Genomic DNA, 18,895 nt, shown 5'->3' on the forward strand with positions numbered 1-18,895 from the left:
GGGCATGGCCGCGTATGTCCTGCTCGCCGAGCCACTTCCGGCGGTCCGGTGCCGAACGGTCGAGGGCGCTTTGTGGCGTCCCGCTCGGCGCGGTCAGTCAGCGGGTAGGAGCTGGATGCTGTCGAGCGTCAGGGCGGTTACCGGTTTAGGGGCTGCGTTGCAGCTGGCCTGACGCGGCGGGAAAGCGATCGTGCTCGCGGTCGCCCGCCAGCGGCGGCCGTCGCGATGGGTGACGACGGCAGCACCGGCAGAGGTGGGCTCGACCGGAGTCGAGTCGGGATCGATGGCGACCGTGAGGTCACTGGCGGCAACGGAAATCTGTTCGCGCACAGCGACTTCCGCGAGCTGCGCGAGCGGCGGATAGCAGCTGCGGCCGCGCAGGCCGGCCATCGAGACCTGGTCGCGGCGGGCGGCCTCGACCATCTCCTCGGCGGTGGTTGCGTCGAGTCGTCCGTAGGTGAGTCCGGAAGGCAGTAGCACCAAGGCGGGCGCGAAGCGGTGGCCGCCGGTGTGCGAGCACTCCCACACCTGCCCAGGGTATTTCGTCGCGAGTGCCGCGGCGATCGGGCGGCCGAGCAGCGCGCAGCACTGGTCGCGTTTTCCGTGCGCGCACACCAGCACCAGCGGATCACGCACGGGCACACCGATTCCCGGCGGCGGACCGTTCAACAGATGTAGGTCGACATCGAGCAGCTGCTTCAGATCGGTGATCTCGAAGCGCTCACACCATGAGCCTTCCGGACGCGAGCTGGCGATCAAAACCGTTCGGGTGCCATCGAATTCGTTGCGGCCGGGGCGGCGGATCAGGGTCGGACGCACCTGCGCGGCGGCGGTGCGGGCCGCCAGTTCGGGGGTGAGTTCCTGGCCGAGTACCTCGTCGCCGATCACATCGCGACCCCACGCACCGGGGTGCTCGACGCACAACCAGCCGGTCACCTGGGTAGCGGTGCCTGGCAGCGGAGTCTGCACCGCGGCGGCGGAACAGAGCATCCCCTCGAATCCGGTGTGCTTCACGCCGCGAGGAACGGGTACACGACGGCCGCGAACTCGCGGTAGCGGTCGCGGTGGATGCTGTGGCCGCTGGCGAAGGCGGTGACCGCGCAGTCGGGGATGGCGGTGCGCATGAGCTCCAGCTTCGCCGGGTCGACCATGCCGCCCGGGCCGCCGCGCAACACCAGCGTCCGCGCGGCGATATCGGGCAGCCGGTCCCACCACTCCGGGTTCGGCTTGCGGAACTGTTCCAGCGCGGTCCTTGTCATCGACCGATCGAAGGCGAGCACCGCGCGCGGATGCCTGACCAGGCTGGTTGTCGCGTGCCAGAGTTCCGGCACGGTCGGGAAGCGGCGGGTCAGCCGCATCTCCTCGCCGCCGGACTGCAGCGGCAGCGGGCACTCCTCGATGACGAGGCGCCGCACCAACCGCGGCCGGTCCTGCGCGACGCAGGAGACCGCGTAGCCGCCCAGCGAATGGCCGACCAGATCCACCGTGGACAGTTCCAGTTGTTCGCACAGTTTCAGCACGTCGGCGCCGAATTCTTCGAACCGGTACGAATCGGTGTGTGAGCTGCGGCCGTGGCCGCGCAGGTCGGGGATGATGACCCGGCGTCCGGCCTGCACCAGTTCTCGCGCGAATCGATCCCAGGTGTGACCGTCGCCGCCCATGCCGTGCACCAGGACAACGGGCACGTCGGTATCCGCGGTCGCCCCCGAATCCCGGTAGGCGATCCGCACGTCACCGAACTCGAGTCTGGTCACCGGAAGATCCACGATCTTCGAGAATACTGGGGTTGTCATATTCCGGCCTTGGACTTGTCGCACGGATCACGTGAGCCGAGCGCCACATCGTACGCCCGGACGGTGTCTCGCCGCCCGCACATCGGCGCACGGCTACCCGCGGCCGAGGAAATCCTCTGGCGAATCCCGTTGCGCCGCGAAATACTTCCGCGCATGCCGTCATTCGCGGACTACGACCGCCGGAACTATCCCACCGTCGATGTGGCCACCGGATACGACGGATGGGCGCCGACGTACGAGCAGACCGTCATGGACGAGATGGATCTCGCGCTGCTGGCCCGGCTGCGGCGACCGGCGTGGTCGCGGGTGCGGCGGGCCGCCGACCTGGGCTGCGGGACAGGGCGGACCGGGGCGTGGCTGCGTGCGCAGGGGATTTCCCGTATCGACGGTGTCGATGTGAGCGCGGGGATGCTGGCGCGAGCCGAGGAACGCGGGGCACACACCACGCTCACCACGGCGGATGTACGTGCCACCGGGCTGACCGCCGGGGCCTACGACCTGGTGATCGCCTCGTTGATCGACGAGCACCTGCCCGAGTTGGCGCCGTTCTACGCCGAGGCGTTGCGGTTGGCCGCACCCGGCGCGCTGTGCGTGCTGGTCAGCTTCCACCCGCAGTTCATGATGGTGACCGGGATGCCGACGCACTACACGCCGCGGGGTGGTGCGCCGGTGGCGATCAGTACCAACCTGCACCTGCTCAGTGAGCATGTGACGGCGGCGCTGGACGCGGGGTGGATGCTCACCGAACTCGCCGAAACGCTGGTCGACGACACCTGGCTCACGGCCAAGCCGAAGTGGGCGGAGCTGCGTGGGCAGCCGTTCACCATGGCGACGGTGTGGTCGCGGCCCGTTCAGTCGTAAAGTCCTTCCGCGCGCCAGATCTCGTCGTGATAGACGAGCAGTAGCACCCGGGCATCGGACGGCTCGCCGTCGAGCTGGACCTGCGCGCGGGCGGTGAAAGTGGTTGGGGTTGCGTCGTTCTCGGCCGGTTCCGGCGCCCACCAGCGCTCGTCCACCGGCCACGGGCCCGCCCATCCGGTGAGCCGCCACTGCCTGCTGCCCCAGCGCAGGCGGGACGGGTCGGCGCTGAACAGGGCGCGTTCGGTGACCAGGATCGAGGCGCCGTCGGCGTCTTCCAGGCGGACCAGTGGCCGGTTGAGCAAGAGCAGGGCGGGGGCTGGTTCGGGCAGCCTGCCCGGCCACGGCAGGGCCGGGTCGGCGGCGGGGACGGGTTCGTCGCCAAGCGCGACCAGGGTGATGCGTTCGGCGGGCCCTCGGCCACCGCTGAGCACGCCGATCCGCACCGCTTCGCCGCCGAGCAGACCCTGCACCCTGATCAGCGCGCGCCGGGCCCGCTCGTCCTCCTCGCCGACGCCACCCCACAGTCCGAGCTGCAGTGCGCCCGCCGCGACCACCTCGACGGGTTCCAGGCGCAGCAGGGTGATCGGCGCGGTTGGCCGGTCACGGCGGGTGAGCCAGCCGTCGAGCTGCCAGCGCACCCGGTCGGCGGTGCCGTCCGGGGTGAGCGGCTCCGCACATCGCCAGATTCGCGAAAGCTCCTCCCCCGCATCTGTTTTCGCGAATATCGATAATCGGGTGCAGGCCAGTCCGGCGTTCGACAGCCCGGCGTGCAGTTCGGTGGCGAGCATGCGGCCCGCGAAGGCGGCGGCATCGACCCGTTCGATCGGCGGGTCGCAGGGGTACTCCACCGTCAGGTCCTTGGGCGGCTGCCGCACGGCGGGCGGTCGCTCGGGTTGCGCCTGCGCGCAGCGGTGCGCGAGCACGGCGTCGGCGCCGAACCGCGAGGCGACCTCGGCGGGGGTCAGTGCGGCGAAATCGCCGATCCGGCGTAAACCCAAGCGGTGCAATAGATCCACCAGATCGGCGCGTTCCGGCGCGGCCAGGCTCGGCTCGGCCGCGAGCTCGCGCACCGGCATCGGCGCGAGAAACCGCGCCCCGGCCCCGGCGGGCACGATCGCGCCGCGCCTGGCCGCGATCACCGCCGTCGACAACTCGTCGGCGATGCCGATCTGCGCCTCTACCCCGGTGGCGGCCGCCGCGTCGACGAGCCGCTCGGCCGCCGCCTCCTCGGAACCGAAGAACCGGGCGGCGCCGCGCGCGCCGAGCAGCAGCAGCCCCGGCCGCAGCACCTCGACCCCTGGCACCGTCGCGTCGACGGCCGCGACCACCGGCTCGAACAATCGCGCGTCCCGATCCGGATCCGCCTGCGCGAGAAACAGATCAGGGCACTTCCCCTGCGCCTCTCGCCGCTTCATCCCGCGCCGCACTCCGTCGGCTCGCGCGATCGCCGAACACGCGATCACCCGATTGGCGAAGAGCACCGCCACCGGCTGAGTCGCGGACAATCGCGCCACCGCGGCCGCGGCGACCGCAGGCCAATCCGGACACCACAGCGCCACCACCCGCGCCGCGCCTTTCTCTCGGCCGGGCACAATCACGGTGCCGCACCACACATCTCGGCCACGCCGTAGGCAGCGGCGACCGAACCGATCGAGGAAAGCGCGGGCACCGGCATCGGCAGAGCTGAAGACACCTCGACGCATCGGCTCGAATGCTCAGACCGAATCATGATGCCGCGTGGCTCATCTCAGGCGGACGGGTGGCGGCGACCATAGTTCCTTCACGACGCCGCCTCCCTGGTATCGGCCGGTGCGACGGTGCGCGTGACTGTTTCGTGCGGTGCCCATTCGACCCGGCCGGAGGTCGAGCGGAGGTCGAGGCGGCCGCGGCGGGGTGGGCCCGCCTTGCCGCGCACTTCGACGTCGAGGCCGAGGGAGCGCAGGCGGCCGCGGCCGTGCCCGAGGCCCGCGTAACCGGCGATGCGGGCGTCGAGGTACAGGGCGGCACCGGGCCAGCGGCCGTCGGTGACCACGAGGGTGGCGCCCTTGTTGCGGGCGCGGGCGGCGATCACCCGGGTGCGGGCGGGCGCGACGGCGGCGCCGCCGAGGCCGAGCACGACCAGGTCTAGGCCGTCGAGCAACACGGCGGCCACCTCAACCGGGTCCGGGCCCGGATCGGGGATCACGGCAATTTCTCTGGGGGTCCAGGCCTGCGAGGCTGGTGCTTGAGGAAAGTTTGTGCAGCTCAGCGACTCTCGGGGCGACGGTAGCAGATCACAACAGGTGTGGTGCATAGGCAGTGTGATGGCGCGTCGTGGTGCATTGTTGTCGGGTGCCCCAGATCGGACTTGCTGTTGAGGATGCCGTTGAACTTGTCGAGCTGCTCCAGTTCCTTGATGACTGGCTGGCAAACATCGACCCGGCTGTTCGAGCGTCGCTGACCAGGTTCGCCGGACCCGACTACTCGATCGAGGATCTGCGCACGGATCTAGACCGATTCGGGTTTCTCCTCGGCGGGAACAACGGCGAGCAAATGTTCGAGACGAACAAGCCCTGACCAGCCGAATGTGATCATGATTCGAGCCCGTGCAACGACCGCAGAACATGACCTCACCCAAGTTGGGCGGGGGGCTGTCCCAGAAGGCCGATGACATGTAATCATTAGAACATGCGTTCGATTCAATTGCCAGGCGAGGAGCCTGACTCCAGCGCGAACGCAGCCGCTAGCAAATCATTAGCAGCAATGCCTGTGGACGATCAGCTGGAGGTGCTGCGGGCGCGGATGGCCGCGATTCCATCGCGCGTGGGCGCCTCGGCCCAGGCTGACGTGCATGAGCAGGACGTGCTCGGCGTGCCGGGTGGGCTCGGGCGGTTGCTGCCCGCCGGTGGTCTCGTCAAGGGCAGCGTGGTCGTCTGCTCGGGCAATTCGCTCGTCAACGGCTTGCTAGCCGCTGTCACCGGCTCCGGGAAGTCCGCCGCGGTCATCGGATGCCACCAACTCGGCTTGCTCGCCGCGGCAGAGATGGGTGCAGATCTCTCCCGACTTGCTCACATCCCTCAACCAGGCCAGGACAGGCTCGCCGTGTTGGCCGTGCTGCTCGACGGCCTCGACTTGGTGGTACTCGATCTCGCGGGTGCCGCAGTGGCGCCGAGCCGGTCTCGTGCCCTCATGGCGAGAGTGCGGAGCCACCGATCAGTACTGGTAGTCACCGGCGGCGACTGGGCCGGCTCAGATCTGCGGCTGGAATCCCGACCTGCCGCCTATAGCGGCCTCGGCCGCGGCCGAGGCCGCCTTCAGTCCGTTCACCTCGACGTCCGGGTCTCAGGTAAGGGACTTCAACCCAGAACCGGCCGCTTAGTCCTTGCGGGCAGCGGTCCCGATCAAACGTCCTGGACCCTGGAGACGCCGACTATCGAACGCCGCACTAGCACTGGATGATCGACCGGGCCGCCCACCAGGTGTGGTGGTCGTTATTGCCTGTCGGCAAGGCGTTGATGGCTGGCGGCGATGATGCCCTCGACGAGGTGGAGTCGTCTGTGTTCGATGTCGGTCAGGGTGGGGATGAGCAGGGTTGGCATTCCGGACTCGACCGCGGCCCCGTCGTGGGAGGCTCGATCACCGACCATCAGGGTGTGTTCGGGCAGGGTTGCGAGTCGATCCAGGGTCAGGCGAAATATGGCGGGGTCGGGTTTCTGTATCCCGTGTTCGTAGGACAGGACAAAGGTGTCGATCAGATCGAGCAGACCTGCTTGAGCGAAGGCCGGTCGAATGTCGAAGTGAATGTCGCTGAGAATGCTTATCTTGCAACCGATTTCAGCCACTGCCCGCAGTGTCTTGGCGGCATCGCTGGCGAATGGGTTGTAGGTTGGATCGGACTCGACAGCGTAGAGAGCGTCGGCGATTTCGGTGTCGAAGCCCGCGTCTGCGAACACGGCGTAGTAGGTGTCTTTGTGCAGTGCGGCGCTGGTGTCGACGTGCGGCCCGCCGAGCCGGTCCGGCCGACCAGCCGCCATTTCGATCGCCTGCCATAAGGCTGCGGTCGCGTGGTCGTCGTGTTCACGACCGATGCGGCGAAGCGCTTCGCGTGTCCAGCCGTGTGGGTCCAAACCCGACACCAGCGTGCCTCGCCAGTCGAAGATCACGGCTTGGATCGGTTGGTCTGAATGGTGCGTTATCGGCATGACTGTCAACGGCTTTCGTTCGAGTGCGGGTTGAGGGGTTGGGCTCCGCGCAGCGGAGCCCAACCCCCTTCTCAGCGTTGTTTGTTCATGTTGGTGAAGAGTTCTCGGTTCGCGGCGCGGGCCGCGTCGAGTTCTTGGTCGCGCTCTTCGAGTTTGCCGGTGAGCTCGACGACTTGCTGTTCGAGCATGGTGATGCGCCGCTGGAGTTGGTCGATGTCGGTGGGTGCGCCGAGCCCGGACTCTCGCCAGGCCTGCTCGCCCATCATTTCCGAGAGCTTCCGCTCCAGCTGCTTGTTGTGCGCGGCCAGGCGAGCGATGCGCTGCTGCGCGTTGGCGAGATCGGCTTTCAACGATTCCCGTGTGACCGGCGCCGAGTTGGCGTCGGCCGATGATGGTGTCGTTTGGGCGGTGTGGATCTCGGTGAGCAGATCCTGATGCCGATAGAGAAAAGTGCGGTCGACGCTTGCGGCGCGGGCGATCGCTGAAACACTGATCTCGCCGCCGTTGACGCGAGCGTGGTTGAGCGCCTTGATAACTCGTTGACGACGTCGTGCGGAGTCGGCGCGGCGGCCCTCGATCATGGGGTTGCCCATCTCATGCGCTCCTGTCAGGGCGGATATCGGGAAGAGGCTGGCGGATGCGTGGTGTTCCCAGGCCGACAACCCGGTTGCGGGCGCGGCGCACGACCCCGATTGCCTCCTCGATCTTTTCTCGATCTTCTCCGGAGAGGTCGTCGACATTGGCTTTGACCCGCGAGATCAGTCGACGGATGCGAATGATCTCCTCGTCGGAGGGCATGGCCTCGGCCTTGGCCCAATCGTCGGCTTCCAGAGCACCGCGGAGTCGTTCGCGGCTGCGGAGCAGGTCGGCCAGATATGCCTCCAGATCCGGTAAGTAGGAAACATCGGTGGAGAAATGCGCGCATCCGACGCAACGGAACCGGACCGGGCAATCGTTGCCGCCGGCCGCGACGTTGCTGGGTTCGCTGCAACTGCCGTAGGGAACAGCGACCTCGCCGACGGCCCGGCGCATGTGTTCAGCTTCCAGCAACACTTCTGCCGCGCGCCAGATTTTGTTGCCGTGCCGGTCGAAATGCATTGTCGTGAGCCGGTCGACGGCGTCTCGACGCCGCTTCTCGACAACGGTGTAGTAGCCCTGCGTTGTGGTGATCGAGCGATGTCCCATCAACTCACTCAAGACATCGATCGGGACTCCCGCGTCGGCGTGCCGCTGCGCGTAGGTGTGGCGGTAGGCGTAGAGAAAGATCTTCGACCGATCGAACGGCAGCATCTTCGTCACCAGCTTCCCACCTTCCTCGACCGTGAGGGGAAGCGTGATTTCCGGGAGCGCCAGAACCCATTCCCGATGTCGCATCGACACGTATTGGTCGTTGAATGCCCGCCGCCCATGCGGATTGCGCGATGCCGCAGAAATGAGCTTCAGCTTGTCTGCTGGCTCGCCGGAGAAACGCGAACGGACCCGTTCTTGCTGCGCCATGATCACCGCCGCGGTCGCTTCGGGGATCGGTAACCGGGACTCGGGCCTGTTGGATTTGAAGTTCGTGTAGATCAGGACCGGTTTTCCCTGCGCGTCGCGATCCAGGCAGTCCAGCGGCAACTGACAGATTTCGTCGGGTCGGCGACCGGTATCGATTAACAGCTCGACCGCCACTCGCACCTCTCTCGCCGAGCGATGCTCCAACTCGTCAAGATGCGAACAGATGTGCCGCATCACTTCGACCGGCAAGTCGCGGCCCAACGGGTCTGGTTCTTCGGGCGCGGGAATGTCTTCGAGATGGATGGCGAAATCATCGGGCAGGCCCTGCATCGACTGCCCCGCCCGGGCCAAACCCAGGCCACGCATTTTGCCGAACACTCGGCGCAGGGAGGTGATCGTGGTCCGCCGGGTTTTGGCGCTCATCGAATCGTTGGCGACCAGGAACATCATCCTGTTCAGGAACCCGCAGATATCGCTGCGAGACAGCACGCTTGGATCGTTTCCGTGATCCCCGGGCCGCTGCAACCACAAGCTCTCCGACAGCACGGTCACGCATTTGACCTCGAACTGAACCGCCGATTTCGTTGCGGTGCCACGACGTTGCGGAAGTTCGTTGTAGGCCCAGACTTTGGTTGCTTCTCGCAGCCAGGGCTGCAAAATCTTCCCGAATCGCAGCGTCCCGGTGAAACCGAACACCGAGGTGTCCCACTCGTCTTTGACCCGCTCGGATTCCGGGGTGATCCGAGCGCGGCGACCCAAGGTGACCAGTTGCCTGTAGAGCCCCTGGGCGTTCTCGGTCAGTTCACTGTGCACCAACTGCTCGATCGACTCGGCCTGGTTCATGACCAGACTCGCGGTCACATGTCGCAGACTCTCGACCGTCGTCTTTGCCTGATGGACCTCGGCCCGCTGCTGAAGCCCAAGCAGCACTTCGGCAACGACCCGATCCGGAAGTCCGCGCAGACTGCACTCGTTGCCAAACGGAATAGCCGGGGTTCGCAATTGGAAACGTTGCTCATCGGCCTCCGTCTCCATCGCACCGGTCTCGGACCGATGTTGCTGCCGCAACTTCCTCCAGTGCCGATCGTGGATATGGCAATACGGTCCGACGCTGTGCCGCTCACGCGTGCACGCGGCAACCGAACAAGGGCCGATCGATTCCAGGCCAACGACATCCGGACTCACCAGAAACTCCCGGACCGTCAGGTTGAGAACGCGAGTGCGCTGAGCATTATGCTCACGGCAAATCCCGGCATACTTGGTTTCCCACGGGCGCCGACACGACCCGACGCGGCATTCGCCGTAACTGACGTTCAACCGGTCCCGGGGAGTCTCGGAAAATTCGGTCAGCGACGGCCGCCCGGCTTCTTCCCAACTCTTCCTGCAGGTATTGCACAGACCCTCGGTATTTTCTGCCTTGACCCCGCAACCTCTCGCAATGCAGTACTTCCGACCGAACAACGGATGCTGCTTGGGGAACAACAACACTCGCCGCGTCGGCGACCACTCGAACATCGCCAGAAACTCCGGCTTGATCAGCGACCACAACTCGGCAGCTACTGCTTCGTCGGGTTCGGAGACCGCCGTTTCGACAACAAGCCGCGCCGCCGTCACAGTGTGCCCTCCAACAGCCCCCGAGGAGACGGCACTCGCTCGACCGCATTCCGCAACCTATCGGGTGACGGATGCAAATACGGCTGAGCCGAGGCCGCCCATGCATGGCCGAGCAACCCTTGAATCTCATCCAGCAACGCTCCGGAATCGGCCAAATTACTGGCGAACCCATGCCTGCATTGATGAGGCGTAATCGCTCGGGCCAGCTGCGCCCGAACACACAACGCCGCGAACAGCTCGTTGATCGCGCCCGGCAACATCGGAGCGCCCAGCGGCTCCCGAAACAGATTGACCAGCAAGAAATCACAATCAGCCGCCGCAGGCTGCTCCTCACGTTCCAACAGATAAAGCTCTATCGCGCGGACCACGAGGAAATCCAGCGGAACCGCTTGGGAATACCGCGATTTCGCCACCGCCCTGTTCGGATTATTGCGCCGCACCACGTGCAGATGCGCGCCCTTGACCTGGCAAAGGTGCACCGAATTGTCCGGCAACAAATGCAAATCACACCGACGCAAACCAGCAACCGCACCCCGACGCAAACCCGCCCGAGCCAGCAGTAACACGACCAGCCGGTCCCGCGCCGACCGACATTGACGGAACAACGCGACGACCTCCTCATCGGTGGCCCTGTCCACCATCGTCTTCTGCGGCTGATGCAGGCTATGACGCGCCCGCAACCGATACCTCAGCCGCAGATCCTCGCCCTGCACTGCCAACGGCAAGTCCCGAGTGTCACCCAGCTCGTAAATCTGCTCCAACACCCAACCCGGAACCTCCCGGGCCGCCACCGCGAACGACAGAAACCCGCGAATCGCGACCAGCACCTTGTTGATCCGCGAATCGCTGCGCACCTGCTCCACGCCAGGACCGGCCAACACCCGACTACCGTCACCCCGGGCGTACTTCAACCAAACGATGAATAGCCCGAGATCCCTTGCCGCTGAACGCCACTGACGCCCCGTCTGGACACACCACCGCAGGAACAGCGCAATACTTTCGGCATACGCCTTCGTCGTCGACTCCGCTCGATCTCGGCCGAACCGCAACTCCCGCAAATACTTATCCACGACCGGCTCGATCTCGTAGCCGTCGTCGACCACCGTCCAGTACCGAACACCTGACGGCATCTGCACACAAAACGCACGCACTCGATTGCCCTCCAACTCCGTCGTCGGTCAACAAGGAGCTACAGAGCTACACACCCCAAAGAACCGTCGCAAAAACCCGCCGGAGTGTCTCCGACACGACATCACGCCGCAGGTCGAAGACCCCAAGAGAAGGCCAGTCGTTCCAGTTGAGCACCCATCTCCACCGCGGCGAGCAGGCCGAGCCGAGGCACCCCGACCACCGCGGCATGCCCGCCGTCCTCGGTTACCGCGGCGAGCAGGCCGGCGAGCAGCGAACGCGCACCCGTGTAGGACACGACGGAACCCTTGGCAAGGCCACCACCGGGCAACAGGTCAGCGAGCGCGGACGGCACCGCGAGCGACTCCCTGCGCAGTTCGGCGTCGAGCGGAATGCGCTCGGCCGCCGCCTCGCCGCGACCGGGTATCGCCGCCATTCTTCTGCGCAGCTCAGCCAGCGTCGGCGGGCTCTCCCGCCCGACCCCGAGCGACGTCGTATGCGGTTGTGTCCCCTCCTGCGGTTTCGCATCCGAACCCATCCCTACCACCTACTTCCCACGATGGACCCGAGGCGACGCGTGCGGAACGACCCCTCGATGAAGAGATCAGCACCGATTCAGCTATCGATCCGTATCGAATATACGTTCGATACCTGCTCAGTAGAAACCGACCCCCGGGTTCCGTCAAGGCCCCACCCTCGCGCCCGCGATTTCGAAACGATGCCGTTGTAAAACGCCGCCCGGTCGGTGCCCAGCCGTTATCTCGGCAGCGAGCCGGGCATCGAATCGGGCCAGCTAACCCTGTTTTCCGCTACCCTCGCACCGTGACCGAACGCGCTCGTCCCATTGTCGGCCCCGACTATCTTGTTGCCGGGCGCTACCGGCTGCAGTCGAAGCTGGGTGGCGGTGGCATGGGCGCGGTCTGGCTCGCGCACGACCGGCTGCTCGACCGGGATGTCGCCATCAAGCAGGTCATCTCGACGGCCGGGCTCGGCGAAGAAGAGGCCAACGAGATCCGCAGCCAGATCATGCACGAGGGCCGGGTCGCGGCCAAGCTCTCGCACGAGCACGCGATCGCCGTGTACGACGTGGTGCTAGAGGCGGGCGAACCCTGGCTGGTGATGGAGCACTTACCGTCGCGCAATGTGGCCAAGGCGCTCGCGCTGGTCGACACGCTGCCGCCGATCGAGGTGGCGCAGATCGGCGCGCAGGTCGCCGACGCACTGGCCGCCGCGCACGCGGCGGGCATCACGCACCGCGACATCAAACCGGGCAATATCCTTGTCGCCGACCGTGGTCCGATCGTCGGCATGGCCAAGCTCAGCGACTTCGGCATCTCGCGCGGCGCGGGCGAGCACTCCGACGAACCCGACGGCGTGATCACCGGCACCCCCGCCTACCTGCCGCCGGAGGTGGCGCGCGGCGCGCAGCCGACCAAGGCCAGCGACGTGTTCTCCCTCGGCGCCACCCTGTACACCGCGATCGAGGGGCAGCCGCCGTTCGGTCTCGACGAGGACAGCGATGTGCTGGTCCACCGCGCGGCGATGGCGCAGATCATTCCGCCGACCCGCAGCGGGATGCTCACCGAGGCGCTGCTGCACATGTTGGAGCCCGCGCCGCAGCGGCGACCGACAATGGCCGAGGCCAGGGACGAAATCCTCACCGCGGCTTTCGGTCCTGGCACCGGACCCTACATTCTCGGCGCGCCGGTGCGCACCGAGGACGGCACGATTCCGGCGTGGGCGGCCCGGAATTCGGCGTCCGGCCTGCGCAGTCCACACTCGACCCCGCTGCCGCGCCCGCACCGCGCCCCCGCGGGCGCCTCGGCGATTCCCGCGCCGCAGCGGACCAAGCCGCCGCAGGCGAGCAACGCGCCGCTGGCGATCGCCGTCGGCCTGCTGATCGGGCTGGTCATCATCATCGCGATCATCATCGCGATGATGTAAACCCTGCTCTACCAATCACATACAGCCGGTTGACGTCTCGCACCCGTGGCAAACGGCTGATCGGTCTGCGAGGAATCAAGCGGGTCCGCGAAGTCAGTCGATGCGGCGCCGATGCGCCCAGCGGGTGAGCGCGTTGCGGTTGGACTGCTGGGTTTTGCGGAGCACGTTGGAGGCGTGGGTCTCCACGGTTTTCACCGAGATGAACAGGGTTTCGGCGATTTCGCGGTAGGTGTAGCCGCGGGCGAGCAGCCGCAGCACCTCGAGTTCGCGCGGGGTCAGCGAATCCAGTTCCGGATCGAGCGGCGGCTCGGGCACCTGCGATTTGCCGGTGAACGAGTCGAGCACGAACCCGGCGAGCCGCGGGCTGAACACCGCGTCGCCGCCGGACACCCGGCGGATGCCATCGGCCAGTTCCGAGCCCGAAATTGTCTTGGTCACATAGCCTCTGGCGCCCGCCCTGATCACCGCGATCACGTCCTCAGCGGCATCGGACACGCTCAAGGCCAGGCACACCGGTCCCTCTTCGATGCCGGCGAGCACCGCGACGCCACCACCATCGGGCATGTGCACATCGAGCAGCACCACATCCGGATTCGTCGCCTTGATCCCCGCGATCGCCTCGGCCACCCCGCCTGCCTCGCCGACGACCTCCATGTCGGTTTCCCTGCTCAACTCCGCCCGCACACCCGACCGGAACACTGCGTGATCATCAACAAGAAAGACCCGCACCGTCAACCTGCTTCTCCTCAACTGTCGGTGGATCGACCCACCCTGGCGCGCGAGCCGCCCTCGGGCCGCCCGCATCCCCATCGGTACCACATGTGGGCGCGACGCACTGAAAACAACGGTCGCGAAAATCTGTCACTGCCCGGGATGCACCGGCTCCGGCACCTGCTCGGCGTCGACGGTCGCCGCCGCATCCGCGTCCTGGTCGTCCTGACCACCGGAATCCGTGCGCGGCATGGTGATTCGCACCTCGGTGCCCCGGCCCGGCGTGGACAGGATCTCCACCTGGCCGCCGCGGCGCTCGATCCGGCCTCGGATGGACTTCGCCAGACCCTGCCGGTCCTGCGGCACGGCGGTGGTGTCGAAACCGGCGCCTCGGTCGCGCACGAAGATGCTCACCTGGTGCGGTTCGGTCTCGGCGAACAGGTCGATCTCCGGGACTCCCGCATGCTTGGCGGCGTTGACCAGCGCCTCCCTGCTCGCACCGAGCAGCGCGGTGAAGTGCTCCTTGGGCAGGCCGGATCCGGTCTCGCCGATATCCATCGACACATCGCCGACGGTCACCGGCGTCACCTTCACGCCGTGCTGGTCCTCCACCTCGCCCGCGATGGTGCGCAGCGCGGCGGCCAGGCTCGACTGCGCCGGACCGGAATCCTCGAACAGCCACTTGCGCAGTTCCCGCTCCTGGCTGCGGGCCAGCCGCACCACCTCCTGCGGGTCGTCGGCCTGACGCTGGATGAGGGCCAGCGTCTGCAGCACCGAATCGTGCAGGTGGGAGGCGATCTCCTCGCGTTCCTCGTTGCGGATGCGCGCGGAGCGTTCGGCGTTCAGCGCCCGCATCATGCGCAGCCACAGCGGAACCGTCAGCAGCCCGGCTCCGACCAGCGTGACGGCCACCGCGATCAACGCGGACCCGAGCGAGCTCAGATCGATCCTGGCGAGCACGACAACACCGAGCCCGGCCACGATCAGCGTGCCGCCCGCGACAATGCGCGCCCAGGTCACCACCGAGGGGCGCGCGGGCAGGCCGAGTAGCGACCGAGGACCCTCGGCGTCGTACTCCCGCCACACCAGCGCCGCGCCGATCGCGACGGCGATGATCGGCGCGATCACACTCGCCGCGGTCCCGCTGAACAGCCACGACACCCCGACCGCGAGGCTGACGCCGAGCATCGCGAGCCCGATCGCCTGGCGCCGTTCGGAGCCGGACGCCTTCGCCACATCGGTGCCGCCGGGGGTGAAGATCCACAGCAACCCGTAGGCGACGATGCCGGCCCCGAGCGCGGAAAGCAGCACGAACGCCATCCGCACCTTGAACACGTCGATCCCGAGGTGATCGGCGATGCCGCCGGCCACCCCGCCGACGATTCGCCCGCCCGACCGTCGCGCCATCCGCGCATGCGGCGGCTGCCCGGGGTCGAACACCGGCGCGGGTCCGAAACCGCGCGCGGCATCGAACCCCCGCGTGGCATCGAACCCCCGGCTATCGAACGAGGGCGCAGACGGGTACATGCTCTCGATAGTGGCACGTCCGGACGACAGCTAGCCATCAGGAATCCCCCTGATCTTTTGCCATTCGGCGGATGATGGTCTGACCGGGCGGCTCCAAAAGGATCAGGAGAATCTTCAGGGTTCTCCCCGATGTGCGGATGTGCTGGTCAAGCACAGGATGGGAACCATGACGAAAACGAGCTTCGGGGACCAGCTCCAGCAGATCTGGCGCACGCGCCCGGCGCGGTTGCCCCGGCAGGGGCCGATCGCGGGCGTGGCGGCCGGGTTCGCGCAGCGGTACAACGTCGATCCGGTGCTGGTGCGGGTGGCCTTCGTGGTGTCCGCGATCTTCGGCGGATCCGGCGTCGTGCTCTATCTACTGGCGTGGCTGCTGCTCAGCGCCGCCGGTGACGAGTCGTCGGCGGCGGAGTCGCTGGTCGGCAAGGGGCACAGCTCGCAGTCGCAGACCAAGACGATCGTGTTGATCGTCGCGCTCGCCATCGCGGTGAGCACGATGGGTCCGGTCGGCGTCGGTCTCGGCGGCTCGGGGCTGATCAGCATGGCGTTGATGCTGGCGGGCTGGTGGATGCTGCACCTGCGCAATCCGGAACCGCCGCCGGGGACCACCAGTGAGTTCAGCGGGTTCAGCGCGGACAACGGGATCATGGCGACCGGCTACCCCGGCGCGGTCTTCCCGCAGGGCGCGCAGCGCACCGCGGGCGATATGTATGTGCCGCCGACCAGCGCGTACACGCCGTACACGAAGCTGCCGGACACCTACGCGCCGGAAGCGCCGAGCGGCGAAACCGTGCTGCCGCACCAGGATTCCGGTCCGATCGCTACCGACCAGGTGCGCAGCGTCGACCGGCTGCACAAGGGAGCGGACAGCGACGCCGCGGCGCGCCCCGAAAAGGGTGACGCACCAGGCGGATACGACGCCGTCCTGCTCAGCAAGGGCGACAACACCACCGAGGTTGTCGAAACACGCGGCGCCGCAACGACTTCCGCCGTACCGGCCAGCAGCCCCCACACCCCGTCGCTCAGCAAGCCGGGCAGCACCCCCCAATCCCCCACCGGCACCGGCACATCCGCCGCGCCGAAGCACCCGACCCCGGCCACCATCGGCCGCACCACCCCACCCTCCTGGGACCCGCTCGGCGTCGCCCCCCTCGCCTGGGACCTGCCCGAACCGACCCCGGTCCGCACCATCGTCGCGCCACCGCCGAAGCGCCCGCGCTCCCGGCTGACCCCGGTGATCATCGGTCTCGCCATCCTCGCCGCGGCGGGTGCGGGCGCGCTGGCCGCCTCGGGTGTCGAGTGGATGACGCCCGGCCGGATCGCGGCGGTGGCGTTGGCGGTGATCGGGCTCGGACTTGTCCTCGGTGCCTTCCTGCGACGCGGTTACGGCCTGCTGGTGCTGACCGCTCCGCTGGCCGGGTTCGTCCTGCTCGCCTCGGCGATCGGCCCGATCGACTTCAATCGCGGCGCGATGGGCGAGCACGTCTGGACGCCGACCTCGGTCGGCCAGCTGGACGCGAAGTACCGGGTGACGATGGGGTCCGGCTCGCTTGACCTGCGGCGGCTGAACCTGACCGAGAACCGCACCGTCGATGTCGACGTGCAGATGGGCGACTTCCAGGTGTGGCTGCCCGCGGGCATGACGGTGCGCAGCAAATGCGCGGCGAGCATGGGTGATGTCAAATGTGTCGACGGCATCAGCGGCCCGAATACCCCGGGCGCTCCGGTGCTCGACCTGAATATCGATGTCCGAGCCGGAAACGCGGAGGTGCACCGTGGCTGACCAGTCCAACGAATCCGTCGAGACCCGCCGCGGCCCGTCCGCCTCGCTGCTCATCATCGGCCTGCTCGCCCTCGGCGTGAGCGCGTGGGCCTTCGTCGGCCCCGAGTCGTGGCCGGCGAACAGCGTGGTCCCGATCGGCTGGATCGTGGTGCTCGCCGCGATCATCGTCGGCATCGTGCTCGTGGTCTCCCCGCGCCGACGCGGTTGATCGACCGAACAACAATGGCCCGTCCACCAGGACGGGCCATTGTTGTTGCGCTACTGGGGATTCACTCCCACTCGATGGTGCCCGGCGGCTTGCTCGTCACATCGAGGACGACCCGGTTGACCTCCGCCACCTCGTTGGTGATCCGGGTGGAGATCCGTTCGAGCACCTCGTAGGGCAGCCTGGTCCAGTCGGCGGTCATCGCGTCCTCGCTGGAGACCGGGCGGAGCACGATCGGGTGGCCGTAGGTGCGGCCGTCGCCCTGCACGCCGACGCTGCGCACATCCGCGAGCAGCACGACGGGGCACTGCCAGATCTGCTTGTCCAGCCCGGCCGCGGTGAGCTCCTCGCGCGCGATCGCGTCGGCCTGCCGCAGCAGGGCCAGCCGATCCTCGGTGACCTCGCCGACGATGCGGATGGCGAGACCGGGGCCGGGGAACGGTTGGCGGGCGACGAGTTCCTCGGGCAACCCGAGCTCGCGGCCGACGGCCCGCACCTCGTCCTTGAACAGCAGCCGCAGCGGCTCGACCAACTCGAATTCCAGGTCGTCCGGCAGTCCGCCGACGTTGTGGTGGCTCTTGATGTTCGCGGTGCCGCTGCCGCCGCCGGATTCGACGACGTCCGGGTAGAGGGTGCCCTGCACCAGGAATTCCACCTTCGGCGCAGCGCCGCCGCCCTGCTCGATGACGACCTCGGAGACCGCGTCCTCGAAGGATCGAATGAACTCACGCCCGATGATCTTGCGCTTCTCTTCCGGATCGGTGACGCCCTTCAGCTCACCGAGGAACTTGTCGACCGCGTCGACGGTCACCAGCTTGGCACCGGTCGCGGCGACGAAATCCTGCTGCACCTGCTCGCGTTCGCCGGCCCGCAACAGGCCGTGGTCGACGAACACACAGGTCAGCCGGTCGCCGATGGCGCGCTGCACCAGCGCGGCGGCGACCGCGGAGTCGACACCGCCGGACAGCCCGCAGATCGCGTGTCCGGTACCGATCTGCTCACGCACCGAGGTGATCAGCGACTCGGCGATATTGGCCGGCGTCCAGGTGGCGCGGATGCCGGCGATCTCGTGCAGGAACCGGCTGAGCACCTGCTGCCCGTGCGGCGAGTGCAGCACCTCGGGGTGGTACTGCACACCGGCCAGGCGCCTGGCCGGATCCTCGAACGCGGCGACCGGGGCGCCCGCGGTGGTGCCGGTGACCTCGAAGCCCTCCGGCGCGTCGGTGACCGCGTCGCCGTGGCTCATCCAGACCGGCTGGATGGTCGGCAGTCCGCCGTGCAGCACGCCGCCGTCGATATTGAGTTCGGTGCGGCCGTATTCGCGGGTGCCGGTGTGCGAGACGGTGCCGCCGAGTGCCTGCGCCATCGCCTGGAAGCCGTAGCAGATGCCGAAGACGGGGATGCCGAGGTCGAACAGCCGCGCGTCCAATTGCGGTGCGCCATCGGCATACACGCTGGACGGACCGCCGGACAGGATCACGGCGAGCGGCTGCTTCTCGGCGATCTCCGCCACCGTCATGGTGTGCGGGATCACCTCCGAGAACACACTCGACTCACGGACCCGCCGGGCGATCAACTGTGCGTATTGCGCGCCGAAGTCGACGACGAGGACCGGTCTCTGTGTATCTGCCACCAGCACAGTTTAGTGACGCGG

At 67.4% G+C, this 18,895-nt stretch carries 16 protein-coding genes and 2 pseudogenes; 6 read left to right on the top strand and 12 right to left on the bottom strand.

The window, feature by feature from the left end:
• Positions 1 to 93: 93 nt before the first annotated feature.
• Positions 94 to 990 carry a sucrase ferredoxin gene (locus OG203_RS19990; RefSeq protein WP_405167928.1) on the bottom strand — a complete coding sequence of 299 codons (897 nt, stop codon included), beginning with the start codon at positions 988 to 990 and terminating at the stop codon, positions 94 to 96.
• Between the two features lie 20 nt (positions 991 to 1,010).
• On the bottom strand, positions 1,011 to 1,793 hold the full coding sequence (locus OG203_RS19995) for an alpha/beta fold hydrolase (RefSeq protein ID WP_405167158.1): 783 nt from the start codon (positions 1,791 to 1,793) through the stop codon (positions 1,011 to 1,013).
• 63 nt (positions 1,794 to 1,856) lie between these two features.
• Between OG203_RS19995 and OG203_RS20000 the strand changes: the two genes are divergently transcribed.
• Positions 1,857 to 2,654, top strand: a complete 798-nt coding sequence (locus tag OG203_RS20000; RefSeq protein WP_405167159.1) for a class I SAM-dependent DNA methyltransferase — start codon at positions 1,857 to 1,859, stop codon at positions 2,652 to 2,654.
• Here the strand turns inward: OG203_RS20000 and OG203_RS20005 are convergent.
• Both OG203_RS20005 and OG203_RS20010 read right to left on the bottom strand, forming a co-directional pair.
• A complete protein-coding gene (locus OG203_RS20005; RefSeq protein WP_405167160.1) occupies positions 2,645 to 4,357 on the bottom strand; it encodes a DNA polymerase Y family protein in 1,713 nt (570 codons plus the stop codon). The genes OG203_RS20000 and OG203_RS20005 overlap by 10 nt on opposite strands.
• A gap of 77 nt (positions 4,358 to 4,434) precedes the next feature.
• Positions 4,435 to 4,845 (bottom strand): annotated as a pseudogene (locus OG203_RS20010) (hypothetical protein); the annotation flags it as partial.
• A gap of 140 nt (positions 4,846 to 4,985) precedes the next feature.
• Here OG203_RS20010 and OG203_RS20015 point away from each other — a divergent pair.
• Positions 4,986 to 5,210: a hypothetical protein gene (locus OG203_RS20015; protein WP_405167161.1), complete on the top strand. Its 225-nt coding sequence runs from the start codon at positions 4,986 to 4,988 to the stop codon at positions 5,208 to 5,210.
• Between the two features lie 186 nt (positions 5,211 to 5,396).
• On the top strand, positions 5,397 to 6,092 hold the full coding sequence (locus OG203_RS20020) for a hypothetical protein (RefSeq protein WP_405167162.1): 696 nt from the start codon (positions 5,397 to 5,399) through the stop codon (positions 6,090 to 6,092).
• A gap of 32 nt (positions 6,093 to 6,124) precedes the next feature.
• Here OG203_RS20020 and OG203_RS20025 read toward each other — a convergent pair whose 3' ends face one another.
• From OG203_RS20025 to OG203_RS20045, 5 genes and pseudogenes are all read right to left on the bottom strand, one after another.
• The gene (locus OG203_RS20025; protein WP_405167163.1) at positions 6,125 to 6,835 is read right to left on the bottom strand and encodes an HAD family hydrolase; all 711 of its coding nucleotides are present in this window, start codon (positions 6,833 to 6,835) and stop codon (positions 6,125 to 6,127) included.
• A 71-nt stretch (positions 6,836 to 6,906) separates the two neighbouring features.
• Positions 6,907 to 7,428: a DUF6262 family protein gene (locus OG203_RS20030; RefSeq protein WP_405167164.1), complete on the bottom strand. Its 522-nt coding sequence runs from the start codon at positions 7,426 to 7,428 to the stop codon at positions 6,907 to 6,909.
• A gap of 1 nt (position 7,429) precedes the next feature.
• Entirely contained in the window at positions 7,430 to 9,946 is a 2,517-nt protein-coding gene (locus tag OG203_RS20035; protein ID WP_405167165.1) for a tyrosine-type recombinase/integrase, read from the bottom strand.
• A complete protein-coding gene (locus OG203_RS20040; protein WP_405167166.1) occupies positions 9,943 to 11,049 on the bottom strand; it encodes a tyrosine-type recombinase/integrase in 1,107 nt (368 codons plus the stop codon). Before OG203_RS20040 ends, OG203_RS20035 begins: the two co-directional genes overlap by 4 nt.
• A gap of 179 nt (positions 11,050 to 11,228) precedes the next feature.
• A pseudogene (locus OG203_RS20045) lies at positions 11,229 to 11,612 on the bottom strand (hypothetical protein); the annotation flags it as partial.
• Between the two features lie 284 nt (positions 11,613 to 11,896).
• Here OG203_RS20045 and OG203_RS20050 point away from each other — a divergent pair.
• Complete coding sequence (locus OG203_RS20050; RefSeq protein ID WP_405167167.1) at positions 11,897 to 13,018, top strand: serine/threonine-protein kinase; 1,122 nt, start codon at positions 11,897 to 11,899, stop codon at positions 13,016 to 13,018.
• A 93-nt stretch (positions 13,019 to 13,111) separates the two neighbouring features.
• On the opposite strand, the gene OG203_RS20055 is transcribed toward OG203_RS20050, so the two are convergent.
• Together OG203_RS20055 and OG203_RS20060 are read right to left on the bottom strand one after the other, a co-directional pair.
• Entirely contained in the window at positions 13,112 to 13,747 is a 636-nt protein-coding gene (locus OG203_RS20055) for a response regulator (RefSeq protein WP_405167929.1), read from the bottom strand.
• 132 nt (positions 13,748 to 13,879) lie between these two features.
• Complete coding sequence (locus OG203_RS20060; protein ID WP_405167168.1) at positions 13,880 to 15,256, bottom strand: PspC domain-containing protein; 1,377 nt, start codon at positions 15,254 to 15,256, stop codon at positions 13,880 to 13,882.
• Between the two features lie 157 nt (positions 15,257 to 15,413).
• Between OG203_RS20060 and OG203_RS20065 the strand changes: the two genes are divergently transcribed.
• Together OG203_RS20065 and OG203_RS20070 are read left to right on the top strand one after the other, a co-directional pair.
• Positions 15,414 to 17,036, top strand: coding sequence for a PspC domain-containing protein (locus OG203_RS20065; RefSeq protein ID WP_405167930.1), 1,623 nt, complete (start codon positions 15,414 to 15,416; stop codon positions 17,034 to 17,036).
• The gene (locus tag OG203_RS20070; protein WP_405167169.1) at positions 17,029 to 17,244 is read left to right on the top strand and encodes a hypothetical protein; all 216 of its coding nucleotides are present in this window, start codon (positions 17,029 to 17,031) and stop codon (positions 17,242 to 17,244) included. Before OG203_RS20065 ends, OG203_RS20070 begins: the two co-directional genes overlap by 8 nt.
• Before the next feature lie 61 nt (positions 17,245 to 17,305).
• On the opposite strand, the gene guaA is transcribed toward OG203_RS20070, so the two are convergent.
• On the bottom strand, positions 17,306 to 18,874 hold the full coding sequence (gene guaA / locus OG203_RS20075) for a glutamine-hydrolyzing GMP synthase (protein ID WP_405167170.1): 1,569 nt from the start codon (positions 18,872 to 18,874) through the stop codon (positions 17,306 to 17,308).
• Between the last annotated feature and the right edge of the window lie 21 nt (positions 18,875 to 18,895).

This window comes from Nocardia sp. NBC_01499 (assembly GCF_045040275.1).
In the GTDB taxonomy this organism is placed as follows: Bacteria; Actinomycetota; Actinomycetes; order Mycobacteriales; family Mycobacteriaceae; genus Nocardia.

Bases quoted from the DNA above. Each gene is read 5' to 3' on its own strand.
- OG203_RS20065 (WP_405167930.1), top strand. From the start codon at position 15,414: ATGGGAACCATGACGAAAACGAGCTTCGGGGACCAGCTCCAGCAGATC.
- OG203_RS20020 (WP_405167162.1), top strand. From the start codon at position 5,397: ATGCCTGTGGACGATCAGCTGGAGGTGCTGCGGGCGCGGATGGCCGCG.
- OG203_RS20025 (WP_405167163.1), bottom strand. From the start codon at position 6,835: ATGCCGATAACGCACCATTCAGACCAACCGATCCAAGCCGTGATCTTC.
- OG203_RS20005 (WP_405167160.1), bottom strand. From the start codon at position 4,357: ATGCGTCGAGGTGTCTTCAGCTCTGCCGATGCCGGTGCCCGCGCTTTC.
- OG203_RS19995 (WP_405167158.1), bottom strand. From the start codon at position 1,793: ATGACAACCCCAGTATTCTCGAAGATCGTGGATCTTCCGGTGACCAGA.
- OG203_RS20030 (WP_405167164.1), bottom strand. From the start codon at position 7,428: ATGGGCAACCCCATGATCGAGGGCCGCCGCGCCGACTCCGCACGACGT.
- OG203_RS20060 (WP_405167168.1), bottom strand. From the start codon at position 15,256: ATGTACCCGTCTGCGCCCTCGTTCGATAGCCGGGGGTTCGATGCCACG.
- OG203_RS19990 (WP_405167928.1), bottom strand. From the start codon at position 990: ATGCTCTGTTCCGCCGCCGCGGTGCAGACTCCGCTGCCAGGCACCGCT.